The following is a 19,283-nucleotide window of genomic DNA, read 5'->3' as shown; positions in this document are numbered from 1 at the left end:
GTAAAAATTTACAAAGATTTAATCATTATGGTAAGGCTTTCCCTGCAGGATCTGGTCGGCACGGTAGAGTTGTTCCACGATAAATAAACGGATCATCTGGTGGGTAAAAGTCATTTTTGATAAAGACATTTTTTCATTGGCCCGGCTGTAGACATCTTCTGAGAAACCATATGCACCCCCGATAAGGATATGAACTTTCTTTACTGAAGAATTCATCCACGCATCAATTTTTTGTGAAAATTCACGGCTGGTGAACTGCTTGCCTTTCTCATCTAAGAGTACAACTAGGTCATTTTTGTCAATATAATTGAGGAACAGCTTGGATTCTTCCTTCTTCAAAAGTTCAGGTGAGAGGTTTTTTGCGTTTTTTACATCAGGAATTTCGGTGATTTCAAAATTCCAGTGCTTGGGAAGGCGGGTAAGGTAGTAGCTGATTAAAGAGGTAATCTCCTTATCATCCGTTTTGCCGATACAAAGTAAGCTGATTCTCATGTATGGAGGATTTCAAAAGGCAAAGATACCATTTTATGCCGGAAAACAGCTGAAGCCAGTAAAGCCAGGCTGAAAATGTTAAAAATAGAAAGACCAATGATTTCTAGTATTTTCAATGTTTTGGCTATTTAATTTTTAAATTCTTTTCTTGCCCATCATTTCTGTTTATCTACATAAACAGATCCATTGAACCATTAAAAAATTGTTATTTATTCGTTCCTGTGGTATTGAAATAAGAAAAAGGAAAATGTTTATATTTGTATAAAGACTTATTAAAAACAGCAGATCTTCTCCTTCTCAAGAGATGAACAGGAGGATTTTATTAAGTAAAATACACCAAATAGATGAGTATAAAAGTTCCTAGATTTATCTTGAAGATTCAAGAGTTTTTTGACGGTATACATATTCCTGTTTTGGGCATATCGCTCTGGCAGATGTTCCAGATCTATATTTCCGGAATTTTCAAAGGCAATATCGGAAGAAAGGCGGCAGCCATTTCCTGGAGCTTCACCATCAGTTTATTTCCTTTTCTGCTCTTCCTGCTTTCCGTTTTGCCGTACATGCCGCATTATGACAAGCTGCAGTTTTATATTTTTGAAGTTCTGATGCACAACGTTTTTCCTTCTAGTATGCAAGGGGATATACGTGGGTATATTGAGACTAATATTATTCCTAATATGAAAGGAATCAGTAATCTCACTATTGTGCTGGCTTTGATTTTTGCTACGAATGGGACTTTTTCTCTTATCAATGGGTTTAATGAAAATTCAGATGAAAAGCTTAGTGACGTTAAAGAATTTATTCTTTCATTTTTTATAACGATTGGCTTTATTACCATTGTATTTTTTGCACTTTTTGGAGTGTATTATGCGGAAGTTGTCATAAAACCTTTCACTCCGGCTTACGATATTTCATGGTTGGTCAAAAACCTTTCCAAAATCATTGGGTTTGTATCTTTTCCGCTGTTTTACTTCATCCTTTTAACGCTTTTTTACTGGTTGGGAACGGTGAAAATTGCCAGGTTCAGACAGGCTGTACCGGGAGCTATTTTAACGACGGTCCTGTTTGTTCTTACTACTTTTATCTTCGCGATCTATGTGAAAGATATTGCCAGATATAACGTCCTTTACGGATCTATCGGAAGTATGATCCTACTGATGGTTTGGGTGAATGTGAATGTGTATCTTCTGCTGTTCGGAAACGAGCTTAATATGGCCCTCAGAAAACTCCGAATCGAAAAGCTGCTGTCTGATGAGATCAAAAGAGAAGCAGCTCATTATCATGCACAGGTGACAGAGCCTAATCTGGAAAGCGATGAAGAGCACAAAAGAAAGCTGGAAGAGGGAAAAGATTAATTTTCCACGGCGTTCATATCTTTTTTAGAACTCATACTTAATATGACAAACCCTAAAACTGCTGCTAAGAAAGAAGCGATCAGGATGGCAAATTTAGCTTCATCCTGAATTGGAATACTATCTTTAAAGGAAAGAAGTGCAATGAAAATCGACATGGTGAAGCCTATTCCCGCCAGTAATCCAACACCGACCATTTGTAGCCATGTACTGTTTTGAGGCAGTGTGCTGAGCTTTAATTTAATGGCGATAAAAGAAAACAGATTAATTCCGATCAGTTTTCCCAATATCAGTCCACAGATAATTCCCAGACCCAATGTACTTGTCACACCCGCTACCATTTCACTGGTAAAAGCAATATTGGTATTCGTTAAAGCAAATATCGGCATGATCAGAAAACTTACGGGAAAATGAAGCTTGTGCTCCAGTTTTTCAAGAGGAGAGGTTTCTACATCAGATACATTCGTAGGAATGGAAAATGCCAGCAGAACTCCGGCTATTGTTGCATGAATCCCGGAATGATGCAGGAAATACCACAAAAATAACCCTGGAATAATATAAAAAATAAGACGGGTAACTTTCAGGAAATTTAAGAGAAACAGCAGTGCTGCTGTTCCAAACGAAAGTAGGAGATAGGCCCAGTGAATTTGTTCAGTATAAAAAATAGCGATCACCAGGATGGCGCCGAGATCATCTACAATTGCCAGCGCTGCAAGAAATATTTTAATAGAGTTGGGAATCTTTTTTCCCAGCATTGAAATGATAGCCAGTGAAAAAGCAATATCCGTAGCCATAGGAATTCCCCAGCCGCTGCTATATTCTGTTCCGGAATTGAAGAAGGTATAGATTGCTGCAGGAACCAGCATTCCTCCTACGGCTGCAAATATAGGAAGGGAGGCATTTTTGAAAGAAGACAGTTCACCTTCCACCATTTCCCGTTTAATCTCGAGGCCTACAAGTAAAAAGAAAACGGCCATCAGCCCGTCATTGATCCATATGCTCACAGGATAGGTAAGATGAAAAAGCTGAGTTCCCACTTCTTTGTCCAGAAAATTCTGGAAACCTTCTCCTGCGGACGAATTGGCAATTAATAATGAGACAAGCACACAGAAAATAAGTATAATTCCCGATGACTGATTGCTGCTGAAAAATTTTTTAAAATATAAAGATAAATTCATGTCTATGATTGTAGTCGTCTCACTCTTGAAACTCCATCAATGCTTTTGAGTTTTTTAAATGTTTCTTCCAGTTGGCCTTTGTTTTTAACTTCAAGATTGATATTGCCCATAAAAACACCATTGTTAGATTCTATGGACATACTTTTCATATCCATTCCCATACTTCCGCTGATCACGGTTGTAATATCGTTAATCATTCCCATTCTGTCGAGACCTTCGATTTCGATCTTAACTCTGTTCTTAAAGCTTTCCGCATTCACCCATTTGGCCGGGATGACACGGTAATCGTATTGTGCTCTCAGATTGATTGCGTTGGGACAATTGTCACTGTGGACCTTGATACCGTCTGAAATGGTAATAAACCCAAAAATTTTATCACCGGGAATTACCGTACAGCATTTGGCATAGCTGTAGTTCAGTTTCTCTTCGTCTTTCCCGAAAACAATCATATCAAGGTTCTGTTCTTTCGGTTCCTCAAAATGTACGTTTTTCGTCGGGGATTTTCTGAACCTTGAAAGTAAATTATTAAATACATTTTTACTTTCGATATATTTTCTCAGACTGCTGACATCCAGTTCATTGCTTTGAAATTTAAGGAACAGTTCCTGAGAAGACTTCAGATTGAAAAACTTCTGAAGCTTGTTCACTTCTTCATCATTAAAATTAATCTTTGCATGGCGAAGTTTCCTTTGAAGAATTTCTTTTCCATCTTCCACCAGCTGGTTCTTCTGGGAATTCAGGTAGCTTTTGATCTTGGACTTGGCTTTGGATGTCACTACAAATTCCAGCCAGTCCGATTTAGGCTTCTGATTTTGTGAAGATAAAATATCTATCTGGTCACCATTCTGAAGAACATAAGAAATAGGAACCAGTTTCCCGTTGATTTTTGCTCCAAGACATTTCATTCCAAGGTCGGAGTGAACGGCAAAAGCAAAATCCAGAGCGGTAGCATTTGTTGGAAGGATCTTGATTTCCCCTTTTGGAGTAAAAACAAATACTTCCTTAGAATATAAATTGAGTTTAATATTATCTAAAAGTTCGGACGTGGAAAGATTTTGCTGCTGTTCAAGAATATCACGGATTTCGGTAACCCATCTTTCAAAATTCCGGTCATCAGAACTCTGTTTGTAGCCTTCTTTGTATTTGTAGTGGGCTGCCACTCCTTTTTCTGCGATTTCGTCCATTCTTTCGGAACGGATCTGTACCTCAATCCATTTTTTGTCCGGTCCCAGTACAGTCAAATGGAGACTTTCGTACCCTGTAGAACGTGGCTGTGTGATCCAGTCCCTCATTCTTGAAGGATTGCTGTGGTAAACATCCGTTACGATAGAGTAGATCTTCCAGGCCAGGAACTTTTCGTTCTTTGCATCCGATTTATAAATAATCCTGATCGCATAGTTATCGAATACCTCTTCAAAAGAAACTCCCTGCTTCAGCATTTTTCTGTAAATAGAGGAAATAGCTTTCGCACGGCCTTTGATGGTGAAATTTAAACCTTCTTCTTTTAATCTTTCCGAAGCTTCTTTCTTGAATTCCTCAATATATCTTTCACGGCTTTCTTTCGCCAGTTCCAGCTTTTCTGTGATCTCATTATAAACTTCAGGATTGTTGTATTTCAGGGAAAGATCTTCCAGCTCCGATTTGATATTATACAGCCCCAGACGGTGTGCCATAGGTGCATAGATATAAACTGTTTCCGAAGCAATCTTTTTCTGCTTGTCCGGAGCCATACTTTCCAGTGTCCGCATATTGTGAAGACGGTCAGCAATCTTGATGAGAATAACTCTGAAATCTTCAGACAGTGTCAATAACAGTTTTCTGTAATTTTCAGACTGTACGGAAATGTTCTGGTGATTCATAATGGAGATCTTTGTGAGCCCGTTCACAATATTGGCGATCTTTTCTCCAAAAATCTTTTTAAGATCTTCATAGGTATAATCGGAATCTTCTATAACGTCATGCAGCAGGGCGCAGGCGATAGATGTGGCTCCAAGACCAATCTCTGTTGCTACAATTTTAGCAACAGCAATAGGGTGGTAGATGTAGGGTTCGCCGGATTTTCTCCTTTGATCTTTATGGGCATCCAATGCAATATCAAATGCCTTCCGGATGAGCTTGTTATTTTCCTCGTCCAGAGTCCTGTATGTATTCGAAATCAAATCCTTATACCGGGCAAGGATCTCTTTGTTTTCCTGTTCTAAATCGTAACTCATTTGTGCTAATGCCTATAATTAAACGAAAATACGAAATTTTTTAAACTTTTCCACCATAAAAAATCCGCAGAGCGTTCTGCGGATTTCCGGTTATTAGATTTTGTGTTTTCTGTCAGAATTTAACTTCTGAATCCATGCCGCTGCTTGATGCCTTTATTTTCACATCAGGGCTGTTATGGATGTCGGCTCTGTTTCTGGCATCAATAAATCGTTTAATTTGATCGTAATGTGCCTCTCCAATACCCATATTCTCGAATAAATAGGTCTTCAGTACTGAATTTTGGTTGAAAATATTTCTCGCGCCATCAGTTTGGTTATTATCTTTTACCGCAACACTCGCAAGATACTGAGAGGTATCAGAGCCGCTATGAAGATATACTATGTAATCTGAACTTTCAAATCCTGAATTTTCCAGATCGGCTTCAAGCTTTTTGTAATCGCTGTGATGTGCAAATAATCCAGCTAATATATTTGACATAAGCAATAGTTTTTAAATTGTACCTAAAGATAATAAATATTTTTCAATATTGTTATTATTAATTCATTAAAATTTATAATTTATTGTTTTATCTATAATGTAATGTTAAAATGTTTGAAAATGTCTATTGAACACCTGTTTGATTTTAATGATGCTATGAAAACGAGCAAGATGAGCCGGAGGAGCTGGCTCAGCCTATTTCTGAATGGGTGTTTTACAGGTTCTATTGATTTTTTTCATCTGTGAAAATCTGCGGGAAATAAAAAAATAAAAAAACGGGCCGAAGCCCGTCCGTTGAATATCATTAATTTTATATCCTTTCATTTTTAATTTCCTCCACAATTTCAGGATTTAGCAGTGTAGAAATATCTCCGAAATTACTGAAATCTCCTTCTGCAATTTTTCTCAGGATTCTACGCATAATTTTTCCGGAACGTGTTTTCGGAAGCCCTGAAACAAACTGTATCTTGTCAAGTTTGGCAATGGGTCCTATCTGGTCTGAGATCAGCTGATTAATCTCCTTTTTGAGATTTTCCTTGTCACGGCCTTCTCCGGTTTCTTTTAAGATCACAAACCCATATAAAGCGTTTCCTTTGATGTCATGAGGATAACCAACAATAGCAGATTCTGCAACAGCTGGATGTTCATTGATGCTGTCTTCGATAGGTGCTGTTCCCAGATTGTGCCCGGAAACAATAATCACGTCGTCTACACGGCCTGTAATTCTGTAATATCCTACTTCATCCCTTAGTGCACCGTCGCCTGTGAAGTATTTTCCCGGAAAGGCACTGAAATAAGTTTCCTTATACCGCTGATGGTCACCCCAGATCGTTCTTGCAATTCCCGGCCATGGAAAGCGGATGCATAGGTTTCCTGTTACCTGGTTTCCTGTAATTTCGTTACGCTTATCATCCATCAGAACAGGCTGGATTCCTGGTAAAGGAAGTGTGGCATAAGTGGGTTTGGTTGGGGTAACGAAAGGAAGTGGGGAGATCATGATTCCTCCTGTTTCCGTCTGCCACCATGTATCTACAATAGGACATTTTTTATTTCCGACATGATCATTGAACCAATGCCAGGCTTCATCATTGATAGGCTCACCTACGGAACCGATCACCTTCAATGAGCTCAGGTCATGTTTATCTACCCATTCCGTGCTTTCTTTGGCCAATGAACGGATGGCGGTAGGAGCGGTATAGAACTGGGTGATTTTATGTTTTTCAATCACTTCCCAGAAACGGTCCGGTTCAGGATAGGTAGGTACCCCTTCGAAAATTACTGTAGTAGCTCCGTTAAGAAGCGGTCCGTAGAGAATATAGGAATGTCCTGTGATCCATCCGATATCTGCTGTACACCAATAGATATCATTCTCTTTATAATTAAAAACATTTTTAAAAGTGTAGGCGGTGTATACCATGTATCCTGCAGAAGTGTGAAGCATTCCTTTCGGTTTTCCGGTAGAACCTGAGGTATACAGGATGAAAAGGGGATCTTCGGCATCCATGATAACGGTCACGAAATCTGCGGAGGCTTTTTCATACAGATCCGCCATCCAGTGGTCTCTGCCTTCTTTCATTTTAATTTCGTTGTGTGTTCTTTTCACAACCAGAACGGATTCTACGCTTGGTGTTTTTTCCAATGCTTCGTCTACAATGCTTTTCAGATCAAGAACTTTGTTTCCCCTGTAGCTGCCATCAGAAGTAATAATCATTTTGGCATTACAGTCATTAACCCTTGAAGCCACGGCGGAAGCTGAGAATCCTGCAAAGATAACAGAATGTACTGCTCCCAGTTTGGCGCAGGCAAGCATGGTAACGGCCAGCTCGGGGATCATGGGAAGGTAAATGCAGACTCTGTCGCCTTTTTCAATTCCCATTTCACGCAGAACATTGGCGGTTTTATTAACCCGTTGATACAGTTCATTATAGGAAATATGCTGAGCTTCTTCTTTAGGGTCGTTGGGTTCCCAGATAATTGCTGTTTTTTCACCTCTTACGGCAAGGTGCCTGTCTATGCAGTTTTTAGTGATATTTAATTTGGCATTCTTAAACCATGTGATTTTGGCTTCATTCATATCATACTTAACCACCTTGCTCCATCTCTGGTACCACACGAAATTTTGGTCCGCAATCTTATCCCAGAATTTTTTAGGATTTTTGATAGACTTTTTATACTCTTCAAAATAATGTGGCAAATCTTCAATTAAGTAATTTCTCATATCCCTTTGTTTTTTGAAATTTGAATTTTATTAATATTAAATATATGTTTAATTTATGGCTTAAGCCCTATAGTCATTGATTTTTTCCTGAATTTCTTCAATGATTTTTTCATCATCTATCGTGGATGGAACCTGGAAATCTTTTCCATCCAGCAAGGTTCTGATCAGTTTTCTTAGAATCTTTCCTGAGCGGGTTTTGGGTAAACGTTTAACAACCATTGCATTCTTTAAAAAAGCCACAGCACCAATCTTTTCGCGAATCATTCTGATGATATCTTTTTCTATTTCTTCCTCAGAGATTATTGTTCCGTTTTTTAAAACAACCGTAGCAAAAGGAACCTGCCCTTTGAGTTCATCATCTATTCCTACAACAGCACATTCTGCCACATCGGGATGGGAAGAGACAATTTCTTCCATTTCTGAGGTGGAAAGCCTGTGTCCGGCTACATTAATGACGTCGTCCACTCTTCCGGTAATGAAAATATAGCCGTCCTCATCCTGAATAGCACCGTCTCCCGAGAAATAATACCCTTTGTACTGTGAAAGATAACTGTTCTGAAAGCGCTCATCGTCATTCCAGATGCCTAAAAGCGCGCCGGGAGGAAGCGGAAGTTTGATAATTAAATAACCTTCCTGATGGGCATCAAGCTCATATCCGTTCTCATCAAATATCTTAATGTCGTATCCGGGAATCGGCTTTCCGGCAGATGCTCTTTTAATCTGATAATTATCGTCGAATGTCATTAGGCCCAGCATTGGCCATCCGGATTCTGTCTGCCACCAATGGTCAATAGCAGGAATTCCTATATGCTCTGCAAACCAGTCTAAAGTGGCCACATCGCATCGTTCGCCAGCTAAAAACTGCTTTTTGAAATGGGACAGGTCGTATTTTTTTACCAGTTCTCCATCCGGATCTTCTTTTTTAATAGCCCGGATGGCTGTAGGGGCAGTAAACATTGCAGAAACTTTATATTCTGAAATAATTCTCCAGAACGTACCTGCATCAGGAGTCATAATGGGTTTTCCTTCGAAGATGATGGTTGTATTTCGGTTGATAAGCGGACCGTACACGCTAAAGCTATGTCCGACTGCCCACCCGAAATCAGACGCTGCCCAGTAAGTTTCTCCGGGTTCAACACCGTAAATATATTTCATGGAGAATTTCAATGCGGTTGCATAACCTCCGGTGTCACGGACAATTCCTTTAGGTTTTCCCGTGGTTCCAGAAGTGTAAAGAAGATACAGCGGATGAGTTGATTCTATGGAAACACAATCTACAGGCTTTGATTTTTGAACCAGTTCTTCATAATCAATCAGTCCGTCGAACATTTCATGCTGGTTATCCACCAGTTTTCTGTTGTAAACAATAATGTTGTCTACTTTGTCCTGCGCCAGTTCAATGGCTTTTTCGACAAGTGGCAAATAGGGAATTCTTCTCGCTATTTCTACACCGGCAGTAGCGGTGATCAGGGCTTTTGGCTTACAGTCATCAATTCTTACCACCAATTCGTTCGGTGCAAAACCTCCGAAAACCACATTGTGAATCACCCCGATTCTTGCACAGGCCAGCATTGCAAAAAGAGTCTGTGGGATCATCGGCATGTAAATAACGGCTGTATCACCTTTTTTTAAACCTAATGAAACGAGACCTCCTGCGAATTTTGATATTTCTTCTTTGGCCTCATCAAAAGTGTAGGTGATTTTCTGATCTGTAACCGGAGAATCATAAATAATGGCGGTCTGATTTCCAAAACCGTCTTCGATGTGTTTATCAATGCACAGATAGCACACATTGAGCTTTCCGTCACAATACCACTGCGGATAATCATTTTTACCATTGGAAAGAATCTGTTCCGGAAACTTAAACCACTGTATTTCTCTAGCCTGTTCCTTCCAGAAATTTTCCTTGTCTTCTATGCTTTGCTTAAACAAGTTATCTGCGTCCATATTAATTTTGTGTTTTATGTTTTTTTTGTCATTGCGAAGAGCGAAGCGACGAAGCAATCTCTAAAGTAAAGCTGAGACTTAAGCTCTTAAAAACTTTAAGAATTAAGATTATTAAGAAATTGCTTCGCTTTGTTCACAATGACGATGTATTATCTTGATTCTTGAATCTGTCTACTCAAACATCTCCTCAATCTGCTGCTGCAGTTTTTTAATGGAATAGGGCTTCGTGACATAAGCATCAGCGCCCATTTTCAGTCCTTTTTCAATATCTTTAGGATTATTTTTTGCGCTCAGAAAAATGACTTTTGTGTCTTTCATTCTTTCATCTTCTTTGATGGCTTCCAGGGTGCTGTATCCGTCCAGGTTGGGCATCATGATATCCAGAAGAATAACGTCCGGAACCATTGTTTTCAGGAACTCCAGAACTTCTGTTCCGTCTCTTGCGATGTAAACGTCGTAGCCGTTTTTCTTAAAGCTGTATTCAAGTGACATTAATATTTTATGTTCGTCATCGGCAATAATGATCTTTCTCATAGATGGTTATTGGTTTTGTTCAACTTCATTTTTTGTTATGCTGTAAGGAATGCTTATCGTAAAAGTTACGCCAAGACCGCTGTTTTCTGCTTTTATGGTTCCGCTGTGTGCCTGTACAATTTTCTTTGAAATAGCCAGTCCGAGTCCGCTTCCTGTTGGTTTTAAGATATTCTGGTTTTTTGACTGATAAAATTTATCGAAAATCATTTCCAGATCCTCTTCGGGAATATGCTGTCCGGTATTGAAAATGGTAATGACCAGGTGATCTTCTTTTTCAGCCAGTTTGGTCTGTATTGTTCCCTGGTCATCGGTAAATTTTAAAGCGTTTCCGAGGATATTCTGGAAAAGCTGGATCATTCTCGCTTCATCATATTCAAATACGGTTTGATTCAGAAGATTCACTTCACTTAAATGAATGTTTTTTTGCTGTATCAGATGGAGTAGTGGGTTTAAAGCTTTTTTGTAGGTTTCAAGAATATTGTTTTCTTTAATATTCAAAGCAATTTCGCCATGTTCCAGTTTATCAAGGTAAAGAATATCGTTGATGATTTCACTCAGCCTGTCGGATTCCGTGATGATATTGTTTAAAAATTCCTGCTTAATGTCTGTTGGAATATCATCATCGTCCGCTAAAATTTCGCCTGCCGAACGGATGGCGGTGATCGGGGTTCGTAATTCATGGGCTACAGAATCTAGGAAATCATCTTTCTGACGGTCTTTAACAATTAGGTTTTCGTTGGCCTTTCTCAGGTCATTGGAAAGCTTCTGTAATTCTTCCGACTGTTCGGTGAGTTTTTTGTTAAGGATAATATTTTCTTTAGATTCCTCTAAAATGTTTAAAACTTCTCTTAAAGATATTTTATCTTCTTTCGTTACACCTTCGATCAGAATTTTTGCGGATGCGGTCCCGATTCTTCCTGCCAGAAGGTTCTCAGAGAATTTGATAAATCTTGAATCTGCTGTTTCAGTGTTGGAATCGATGTTGTATTTCAAATTAAAGATCCTTAAAGCCTGTTCCGTTTTATTTTTGCCCAGAAATCTTTCCAGAATATTTCTGATATCTGAAACATAAGCAGTTCCGCGCCAGACAAAAGCATTTTCATGATTTAAAATATGCTTATCGATATCCACATATAATTCTGCAAAATTTCTTTCCCGGTAGTTGCCTTTAACACTTACGGAAATGATGGTAAACAAAGCTGTGTTAACAAAAATGGACCAGAAAAAAATCTGTGAGATCCTGCTTAGAAAAGGAATATTAAAAAATGTAAAAACATCATACATTTCACGGATAATCCCTTTGAATTCCTGGTTGTACGAGAAATAATACTGCGGAATGATCAGTCCGAAGTAGCAGATTGCTAATCCTGCAAGAAGTCCCGCTACGGCACCTTTATAACTTCCTCTTCTCCAGAATATCGCACCGAAAAATGAAGGAGCCAGCTGTGCGATTACAACAAATGAGATAAGTCCTACAGAATCCAAAGATGTTTTCAGGATAAAATATTTATAGAAAACAAAAGCCATGATGATCAGGGCAAAGATGCTGAATTTTCTAATGTTTGTAATGTTTCTTGTATTCTGAACCTCATTGTCAGATTTGAATTTCCCCAACAAACCGTAAGGGATGATGAGGTTATTGGAAAGCATGATGGATAAGGTAATAGCTGAAATGATGATCATGGAAATACATGAGCTCAGTCCGCCTAGAAATACAAAAACTGTGATTAAAGTATTGTCAAAATGCTGTGGAATCAGAATAGAATAGAACTCCGGATTTACCTTCTCTCCGTCAAAAATTAATCTTCCGCCCCAGGCGATCGGGAAAATGAAGATCGTGAAGATCAATAAGTAAAGAGGAAAGAACCAGATTGCAGTCTTGATATGCTTCTCCTGTCTGTTCTCAATAATTGCAGTATGAAATTGTCTCGGAAGAATGCAGATGGCTGTGGCAGAAATCATACACAGAACCATCCAGTTCATAGCATCTTCAATTCCCTTAAATGTATTTTTTTCTTTAAAATCTTCAAACTTGCTTGCCTTGTCATAGATGTCTGAAAAACCGTCAAATACAAAATAAATGACAAATATGCCCAAAATGATGATAAAGAAAAGCTTTAAAAAGCTTTCCAGGGCAATGGCGGAAATAATACCCAAACGTTTTTCTGATGCGTCTACATATCTGGTTCCGTAATAGGAAGAGAACAGGGCAATTAAAACAACTACAAACGTTGCATTGTCGGTCAGTATATTATTGGATATTGAAGTCTCAGTAACCAGGTGAAAAGTTTCGGAAATAGCTTTGATCTGAAGCCCGATATAAGGAACAATGGCTAACAGGCAGACAACTGTGATGATTGCACTGAAGCTTCTGCTGTTTCCATATCGTAAAGAAATAAAATCGGCAAGGCTGCTGATTTTGTTGACTCTGGAAATTCTTACAATCCTTGTATTGATGTAGATCCATGCAGGGATAATCATAATAGGACCAATGTAGATGGGTAAATAATTCAGTCCGCTTGTAGCTGCAACGCCGATACTTCCGTAATACGTCCATGCTGTGCAGTAGACTGCCAGAGACAATGCGTAAATGTAAGGATTGTTCACCCACCGTTTGCTTCTCTTCTTCTCTGCCAGATGGGCAACTAAGAACAAAAGGGCGAGATAGAGTAAAACAACAGCAAATAACGCGAGGCTACTCATCATATTTTTTTACGATTACAAAAGAGATAATGATGGAGATCATCCAGACCGCGAACAGATAGATCAGAATCATCGGGTAGCCAAAAACATCTTTTTCACTGTTGAAAAGCAGTGAAATAGGAATGCTGAAAGCCATCATCAGCCCGATGCTCAGGATAATCAGTTTTTGTTCGTGTCTTTTCTTCATACATGATGATTGATAAAAGATAATTGATGAGTGCGGGTACTCATCAATTATCATTAATCGTTTATAAATTAAATTTTATCGTCTGAATATTCTCCTATCAGCGAATAGTACCCGAAAATAGCCATTCCACCGGAAACAATCGGCACCAGTATAAAAAGTATAATGATACCGAAAACAAGATCTTCCTGTTTTCCTGAAGTTATTTTAGGGATTCCCATCACGGTAATTCCGAAGTACGCAACAACCAGTGCAACCAGAATCCATACAATGCCTAATATTTTTTTTAATCCGTTCATTTTAGTAGATTTAAAATTAATAAATTTCTGAATGATTATCTCTATTAATCGTGGATATTGTTGTTCTTATTTTTAAGATAAATCAATCCGATGACTAAACAGACTACAGCAACTCCAATCGGGTACCAAAGTCCTTCCAGGTACCATGTTGCATGCCCTGCATCCTTTCCTTGGGTGACCAGGTAGGTTGCCACAGCCGGAAGAAGCCCTCCGAATACTCCATTACCAATGTGATACGGTAGAGACATCGAGGTATAGCGGATTCTTACCGGGAACATTTCAACAAGGAATGCTGCGATCGGACCGTATACCATCGTCACAAAAATCACCTGAATGAAAACCAGGAATACCAGATACCATCTTGTATCATTGCTTAGTGTAATCGATTTGGTAATCTTCGGCTCTTCCACTTTTCCGTCTTTCATCACAGGACCGGCTGCAGACCAGTGTACAATGCTGTCTTTTTTAATGAAAGTTCCGTCTGTAAACGTAGTTTCTTTGTGAAATGTAATTAGACTGTCCGATGCAATATCTTTATGGATTGCAGCACTTCTTGTCTCTTTGATTCCATTGCTGGCAACGGTTTTAGCTTCGATATTTACGCTTTTATACATGCTGTCGTAAATAGGCCTGTAGGCTAAAATCGCCACCAGCATACCTGCCATCATAATCGCTTTTCGTCCGATTTTATCCGAAAGCCAGCCGAAGAACACGAAAAACGGTGTTCCCATTAACAATGCTGTAGCCATCATATAATCGACCTGCATCGAGTCTATATTCATCACTTTTTGTAGGAAACTCATCGCATAGAACTGTCCGGTATACCAGATAACACCCTGTCCCATCGCAGCACCGAACAGTGCCAGTAAAACAAATTTGAAATTGAATTTATTCCCGAAACTTTCTTTCAACGGGTTTTTAGATGTTTTTCCTTCACTTTTAGCCTTTGCGAAAAGCGGAGATTCTTTCATGTTTTTTCTGATGAAATAAGATACTCCCACCATTAAAATTGAAATCCAGAACGGAACTCTCCACCCCCAGGAATCAAATTCTGCTGCAGATAGCGAGTTTTTAGTAATTAAGATGACAATTAATGAAATAAAAAGTCCTGCAGTGGCTGTAGTCTGAATCCACGAAGTCCAGTAGCCTCTTCTGTGTGGCTGTGCATATTCTGCAACATAGGTCGCAGCACCTCCGTATTCTCCTCCCAATGCCAAACCCTGTAAAAGCCTTAAAATTAAAACTAAAACCGGTGCCAGGAATCCAATTGTTTCGTATCCGGGAATACACCCGATCAGGAAAGTGGAGAATCCCATGATCAGCAAGGTGACAAGGAATGTATATTTTCTTCCGATAATGTCGCCTAATCTCCCGAAGAACAAAGCTCCGAAAGGCCTTACCACAAATCCGGCTGCAAAAGTCGCCAGCGTAGATAAAAATGCGGCAGTAGGATTATCAGCAGGGAAAAATTTGGTCGCTAAAACGATAGCTAAACTTCCAAAAATATAAAAGTCATACCATTCTATCAGTGTTCCGAGTGATGAGGCGGTGATCACACTCCAGATGGTGCGGTTCTTCTGCCGGTCGGTCATATTCTCGTAGTTTTCGTGGTGATTTTCGCTCATGTTGATTGATTTTGATGTTAATGGATTAAGATATTGAGTTCATCCTGTGTTTAAAGATAAATTTGAAACTGTACAATGAATTCGCCTTTTGAGGAAGGGCTTTCCGTAGGACTGGTGTAAACCGGTCTTGTGGAATATTGCGTAGTAATCTTTGCGTGATGTCCGTCTATGAACCAGTTGGCACCCACATCAAACTGCGAAGATGATTTATCGAATGCTTCAAAGTTTTTGTGTGTATACGCTGCGAAAGGCTGTATTCTGATCTTTGGTTTTTCTGTTTGGTTGGGTAGAAGTAAGCCTGCCTGAGCATACACTACATTTCCCGTTCCGATCATAGGTTGTAAATTTCCAGGCCCTGCAATGGCTCTGTTTCCTGCAAAATTAGGATCATTGGCGGCAATATTCATGGTTCCCAGATTTCTTATGTAGTTGGGACCGAAATTGTAGTTATAATATCCGGCATAGGCAGAAACAGCCATTTTGTGTTTCGCATTTCCCAAAGGAATGTCTGCAAATGCATCCACTGCTACAAGCGTGATATCATGTTTTTCAATATTGGAATTGATAGAAGTTCTGGTCCCGTCAGCCTGATGATAAAAACCTGCGCCTATATTGAATACTTTTTTTGTCCCCAAATAGGAGCCTACTTTGAAGGGGAGCGTATTGGATTCTTCATCCAGAAATTGGTATTCAACATAACCTGCTTTTGAAAAGCTAGGATTTCCATTATTGTCAACAGCTGCAGCTCTTGAAGGATCTGTAACATTCACAGGAACCAGATCTGTTGCAAAAGGTTTGTTTAAGCTGAAGCGGTATTCCAGTTTACCATATTTTCCTTTAGCGAACATTCCGAGTTGTCTTGCAAATTGATCAGAGTTATCAATCAACGGCCATGAGAAAATAGGAGAGTCTACAGTAAGAAAATTCAGAGTTGAAGCCATGGTCATGCGGGAAAGTCCCATATAGTAATGAAGCCCAGCTCCTAAAGATAAACTGAATTTTCCGGCTTCTCCAGGTAAAATAACTGCATATTCATTCCATGCATCATGAAAAAACAGCTGTGGTTTCTTTCCATTTCCATAACCTCCTGTTCCAGTGGTGCCTGTAGCTCCTCCGTTGATGAAGGTTTGGTTATTGATCCCGAAATGGGCCAGGATCATATATCTTTTGGAGATTTGTGCGTATACTAATGCACGTAATCTTCTGTTTCCTAGGCTCCAGGAGTTGTCGGTGGCTTCTCCTGCTACCATACTTCCGGGGTTCATTTGAGTATTTCTGAGCCAGAACTGGTCCCATAAAATAAATCGGATGTACTTATCTCCTTCCGGATTGAGGTTTAATTTTAATCCGCCTCCGTAATCAGGAGAACCCTGTGAATATAAAGAACTGCTTATTAAGGCTAATCCAATAAATGAAAGTAATTTCTTCATAAATTATCAATTTTTGGCGTTGTTTTTTGTGAAAGCCAAATTGTAATTAATAATTTATTTACAAAAATTTAATATATATTAGTGGTAATAGTATAGTTTTTCTGTAATGATCTGGTTTTTAGATGTGAGTTACGAGTTACGGGGTTGGAGAGTTCGAGTATTGGGGATAAATGAGTCTGAAGAGGTTTTTTAGTTAAATGATGATTAGTGAGAGTGTATGTGGCTGAAGCTCCCGAAGCTGATGTCTTGCATCTTGATTCTTGGCTCTTGGCTCTTGAATCTTCCCTACTTCTTAAACCTCTCCCATTTAATCAGCATGTACTTATCTGCAAACTGAGTAATGATAAGCCCGGAGTTTTTGATGTTGTCTTCCTTGGCAATATATTCTATCAATTCATTTTGTTTTAATATTTTATAAACGGGATGGAATTCAGAATGGGGTGGTCTTGTGATATTGTATTTTTTGATCCAGGAGCTGATCGTAACGTGGGAAACCCCGATAATCCTTTCTATTTCACGGAAACTTAATCCTTCAAGATAAAGTTGTAAAGCCTTGGTTACGTAATAGTCATCGATCTGTTTCCCTATTTTTTTGACCGTAAAGTAATATTTGCAGTCTTTGCAGAGAAAACGTTGTTTCTCGTTGATGATTCCGCTTTTTACAATTGTACTTCCACTGCATTTAGGACATTTATTTTCCATAGCTATATGTTTTTAGCAAATATATAATAATTTAGCAATATTATAATTTCCAATAAAGATAAAATTACCTGTATATTCTATTAAAACAAAAAAAATATCTTTTTAATTTGGTTTTTAAAGTTATTATGCTTTAAATTTGCCAAAAAATTCAGATAAATAAATGGAAATAGAAATTTCCTCATGCGAACATCTAATGTATGTGAGTGAAATACAGCAGGAAATGTATGATTCTGCACAGCGTAGAGGAACGGGCATCGCAAAACGTTCCATCGAATATTTAACGAAAAAGATTTCAGAAGGCAATGCTGTGGTTGCTACTGAAAACGGCAAATGGGTGGGGTTCTGTTACATTGAGACCTGGTCGCACGGTCAGTTTGTAGCAAACTCAGGACTTATTGTATCTCCGAACTACAGGAACAGGGGAGTCGCCACTTTGATCAAGAATAAAGTTTTCCAGTTATCTAGAGAAAAATATCCCAATGCAAAAGTATTTGGGTTGACCACAGGACTTGCGGTCATGAAGATCAATAGCGATCTTGGTTATAAGCCAGTAATTTATTCTGAGCTCACTCAGGATGAAGAATTCTGGAACGGTTGCAAGAACTGTGTGAACTATGAAATTTTAATGAAAAAGGAACGTAAAAATTGTCTGTGTACAGCGATGCTTTTCGTTCCTGAAAATAATAATAAAGTAAACGGGACTGAAATTCAGCAGTCCGAAATTGATGAGTACAATGGAGAAAAAGAAAGTCGTCTTAGCGTTTAGCGGAGGTTTGGATACCTCTTACTGTGCAAAATATCTTAGTGAAACACTGGGATATGAAGTGTATGCAGTGACTGTAAATACCGGAGGTTTTTCTAAAGAAGAAGAAAAAGAACTGGAGAAAAAAGCCTTCAATCTGGGGGTGAAAGAATACAGGTGCGTTGACGCTCAGGAAGATTATTATAATTCTTGCGTAAAGTATCTGATCTTCGGGAATGTGCTGAAAAATAACACTTATCCATTATCTGTAAGCGCTGAACGTACGGTTCAGGCGCAGGAAATTGCAAAATATGCTATTGAAATCGGTGCAGACGCCATTGCTCATGGGAGTACCGGAGCTGGTAATGATCAGGTTCGTTTTGATCTGATTTTCCAGGTGATGTGCCCTGAAAAGGAAATCATTACACCGATCCGGGATATGAGCCTGTCCCGCGAAGAAGAAATTGAATTCCTGAAAAATCATGGGTATGAAATGGAGTTCCATAAAGCACAGTATTCTGTGAATAAAGGATTGTGGGGAACATCAGTTGGAGGAAAAGAAACGTTAACATCGAGAAATTCTCTTCCGGAAGAAGCTTTTCCATCGCAAATTAAAGAAACTCAGCCGTCAGAACTGGAAATTGAATTTAAAAACGGTGAGGTTGTAGCGGTAAACGGAGAACATTTTGAACATTCCGTGAAAGCAATTCAAAAAATTGAAGAACTGGCTTCCGCTTATGGAATCGGTCGTGATATTCATGTTGGAGATACTATTGTTGGAATTAAAGGAAGAGTAGGATTTGAGGCAGCAGCGGCATCAGTGATCATCAAAGCGCATCATTTATTGGAAAAACATACGCTTTCAAAATACCAGCAGATGATGAAGTCCCAGCTTTCCGACTGGTATGGAAACTGGCTTCACGAAGCATTATTCCTGGATCCTGTGATGAGAAATATTGAATCTTTCCTAACGGATTCTCAGGAAACAGTCAGCGGAAAAGTATTTGTAACCCTTTATCCATATAGGTTTGTTTTAAACGGAATTGAATCTAAACATGATTTAATGTCTGATAAATTCGGAAGCTATGGTGAAGCCAACAGAGCCTGGACGGGAGAAGATGTAAAAGGATATACAAAAATTGTAAGCAATTCTTTAAACATATACCACCAGATCAATTCAAAATAA

15 protein-coding genes and 1 pseudogene are annotated in these 19,283 nt (G+C 38.9%); 3 read left to right on the top strand and 13 right to left on the bottom strand.

What is annotated here, in order from left to right:
- Window positions 1-18: 18 nt before the first annotated feature.
- Entirely contained in the window at window positions 19-492 is a 474-nt protein-coding gene (locus ACTJIV_RS08345; protein WP_111957599.1) for a 23S rRNA (pseudouridine(1915)-N(3))-methyltransferase RlmH, read from the bottom strand.
- Between the two features lie 344 nt (window positions 493-836).
- On the opposite strand from ACTJIV_RS08345, the gene ACTJIV_RS08340 reads away from it, so the two are divergent.
- The gene (locus tag ACTJIV_RS08340) at window positions 837-1,847 is read left to right on the top strand and encodes a YihY/virulence factor BrkB family protein (RefSeq protein WP_111957597.1); all 1,011 of its coding nucleotides are present in this window, start codon (window positions 837-839) and stop codon (window positions 1,845-1,847) included.
- Here ACTJIV_RS08340 and nhaA read toward each other — a convergent pair.
- From nhaA to ACTJIV_RS08280, 12 genes and pseudogenes are all read right to left on the bottom strand, one after another.
- A complete protein-coding gene (gene nhaA, locus ACTJIV_RS08335) occupies window positions 1,844-3,022 on the bottom strand; it encodes a Na+/H+ antiporter NhaA (RefSeq protein WP_440626794.1) in 1,179 nt (392 codons plus the stop codon). The two genes, ACTJIV_RS08340 and nhaA, sit on opposite strands and share 4 nt — an antisense overlap.
- Window positions 3,023-3,024: 2 nt before the next feature.
- On the bottom strand, window positions 3,025-5,235 hold the full coding sequence (locus ACTJIV_RS08330) for a RelA/SpoT family protein (protein ID WP_111957593.1): 2,211 nt from the start codon (window positions 5,233-5,235) through the stop codon (window positions 3,025-3,027).
- A 112-nt stretch (window positions 5,236-5,347) separates the two neighbouring features.
- The gene (locus ACTJIV_RS08325) at window positions 5,348-5,713 is read right to left on the bottom strand and encodes a hypothetical protein (RefSeq protein ID WP_111957590.1); all 366 of its coding nucleotides are present in this window, start codon (window positions 5,711-5,713) and stop codon (window positions 5,348-5,350) included.
- A 310-nt stretch (window positions 5,714-6,023) separates the two neighbouring features.
- A pseudogene (gene acs, locus ACTJIV_RS08320) lies at window positions 6,024-7,937 on the bottom strand (acetate--CoA ligase); the annotation flags it as partial.
- A gap of 54 nt (window positions 7,938-7,991) precedes the next feature.
- Window positions 7,992-9,878, bottom strand: coding sequence for an AMP-binding protein (locus ACTJIV_RS08315; RefSeq protein ID WP_440626791.1), 1,887 nt, complete (start codon window positions 9,876-9,878; stop codon window positions 7,992-7,994).
- A gap of 171 nt (window positions 9,879-10,049) precedes the next feature.
- Window positions 10,050-10,412 carry a response regulator transcription factor gene (locus ACTJIV_RS08310; protein ID WP_111957584.1) on the bottom strand — a complete coding sequence of 121 codons (363 nt, stop codon included), beginning with the start codon at window positions 10,410-10,412 and terminating at the stop codon, window positions 10,050-10,052.
- Window positions 10,413-10,418: 6 nt separating this feature from the next.
- Entirely contained in the window at window positions 10,419-13,115 is a 2,697-nt protein-coding gene (locus ACTJIV_RS08305) for an ATP-binding protein (RefSeq protein WP_440627550.1), read from the bottom strand.
- Window positions 13,108-13,302, bottom strand: coding sequence for a hypothetical protein (locus ACTJIV_RS08300; RefSeq protein ID WP_034731116.1), 195 nt, complete (start codon window positions 13,300-13,302; stop codon window positions 13,108-13,110). The genes ACTJIV_RS08305 and ACTJIV_RS08300 overlap by 8 nt, the downstream gene beginning before the upstream one ends.
- A 68-nt stretch (window positions 13,303-13,370) precedes the next feature.
- Complete coding sequence (locus tag ACTJIV_RS08295; protein ID WP_111957580.1) at window positions 13,371-13,598, bottom strand: DUF6814 family protein; 228 nt, start codon at window positions 13,596-13,598, stop codon at window positions 13,371-13,373.
- 44 nt (window positions 13,599-13,642) lie between these two features.
- Window positions 13,643-15,223, bottom strand: a complete 1,581-nt coding sequence (locus ACTJIV_RS08290) for an MFS transporter (protein WP_440626788.1) — start codon at window positions 15,221-15,223, stop codon at window positions 13,643-13,645.
- Between the two features lie 50 nt (window positions 15,224-15,273).
- Window positions 15,274-16,653 (bottom strand): porin, encoded by a 1,380-nt coding sequence (locus tag ACTJIV_RS08285; protein WP_111957576.1) that lies wholly within the window; start codon window positions 16,651-16,653, stop codon window positions 15,274-15,276.
- Between the two features lie 285 nt (window positions 16,654-16,938).
- Window positions 16,939-17,355: an IS1/IS1595 family N-terminal zinc-binding domain-containing protein gene (locus ACTJIV_RS08280; protein ID WP_111957574.1), complete on the bottom strand. Its 417-nt coding sequence runs from the start codon at window positions 17,353-17,355 to the stop codon at window positions 16,939-16,941.
- 160 nt (window positions 17,356-17,515) lie between these two features.
- Between ACTJIV_RS08280 and ACTJIV_RS08275 the strand changes: the two genes are divergently transcribed.
- Together ACTJIV_RS08275 and argG are read left to right on the top strand one after the other, a co-directional pair.
- Entirely contained in the window at window positions 17,516-18,121 is a 606-nt protein-coding gene (locus ACTJIV_RS08275) for a GNAT family N-acetyltransferase (protein ID WP_223558826.1), read from the top strand.
- Window positions 18,090-19,283 carry an argininosuccinate synthase gene (gene argG, locus ACTJIV_RS08270; protein WP_440626785.1) on the top strand — a complete coding sequence of 398 codons (1,194 nt, stop codon included), beginning with the start codon at window positions 18,090-18,092 and terminating at the stop codon, window positions 19,281-19,283. The genes ACTJIV_RS08275 and argG overlap by 32 nt, the downstream gene beginning before the upstream one ends.

It is taken from the genome of Chryseobacterium sp. 22532 (genome assembly GCF_052044665.1).
Taxonomy (GTDB): domain Bacteria; phylum Bacteroidota; class Bacteroidia; order Flavobacteriales; family Weeksellaceae; genus Chryseobacterium; species Chryseobacterium lathyri.
Note: the sequence above shows the minus strand (reverse complement) of the source record. Positions and strands in the feature narration are given on the sequence as shown.

Coding starts and splice junctions, on each gene's coding strand:
- ACTJIV_RS08345 (WP_111957599.1), bottom strand. CDS start 492: ATGAGAATCAGCTTACTTTGTATCGGCAAAACGGATGATAAGGAGATT.
- ACTJIV_RS08340 (WP_111957597.1), top strand. CDS start 837: ATGAGTATAAAAGTTCCTAGATTTATCTTGAAGATTCAAGAGTTTTTT.
- nhaA (WP_440626794.1), bottom strand. CDS start 3,022: ATGAATTTATCTTTATATTTTAAAAAATTTTTCAGCAGCAATCAGTCA.
- ACTJIV_RS08330 (WP_111957593.1), bottom strand. CDS start 5,235: ATGAGTTACGATTTAGAACAGGAAAACAAAGAGATCCTTGCCCGGTAT.
- ACTJIV_RS08325 (WP_111957590.1), bottom strand. CDS start 5,713: ATGTCAAATATATTAGCTGGATTATTTGCACATCACAGCGATTACAAA.
- ACTJIV_RS08315 (WP_440626791.1), bottom strand. CDS start 9,878: ATGGACGCAGATAACTTGTTTAAGCAAAGCATAGAAGACAAGGAAAAT.
- ACTJIV_RS08310 (WP_111957584.1), bottom strand. CDS start 10,412: ATGAGAAAGATCATTATTGCCGATGACGAACATAAAATATTAATGTCA.
- ACTJIV_RS08305 (WP_440627550.1), bottom strand. CDS start 13,115: ATGAGTAGCCTCGCGTTATTTGCTGTTGTTTTACTCTATCTCGCCCTT.
- ACTJIV_RS08300 (WP_034731116.1), bottom strand. CDS start 13,302: ATGAAGAAAAGACACGAACAAAAACTGATTATCCTGAGCATCGGGCTG.
- ACTJIV_RS08295 (WP_111957580.1), bottom strand. CDS start 13,598: ATGAACGGATTAAAAAAAATATTAGGCATTGTATGGATTCTGGTTGCA.
- ACTJIV_RS08290 (WP_440626788.1), bottom strand. CDS start 15,223: ATGAGCGAAAATCACCACGAAAACTACGAGAATATGACCGACCGGCAG.
- ACTJIV_RS08285 (WP_111957576.1), bottom strand. CDS start 16,653: ATGAAGAAATTACTTTCATTTATTGGATTAGCCTTAATAAGCAGTTCT.
- ACTJIV_RS08280 (WP_111957574.1), bottom strand. CDS start 17,355: ATGGAAAATAAATGTCCTAAATGCAGTGGAAGTACAATTGTAAAAAGC.
- ACTJIV_RS08275 (WP_223558826.1), top strand. CDS start 17,516: ATGGAAATAGAAATTTCCTCATGCGAACATCTAATGTATGTGAGTGAA.
- argG (WP_440626785.1), top strand. CDS start 18,090: ATGGAGAAAAAGAAAGTCGTCTTAGCGTTTAGCGGAGGTTTGGATACC.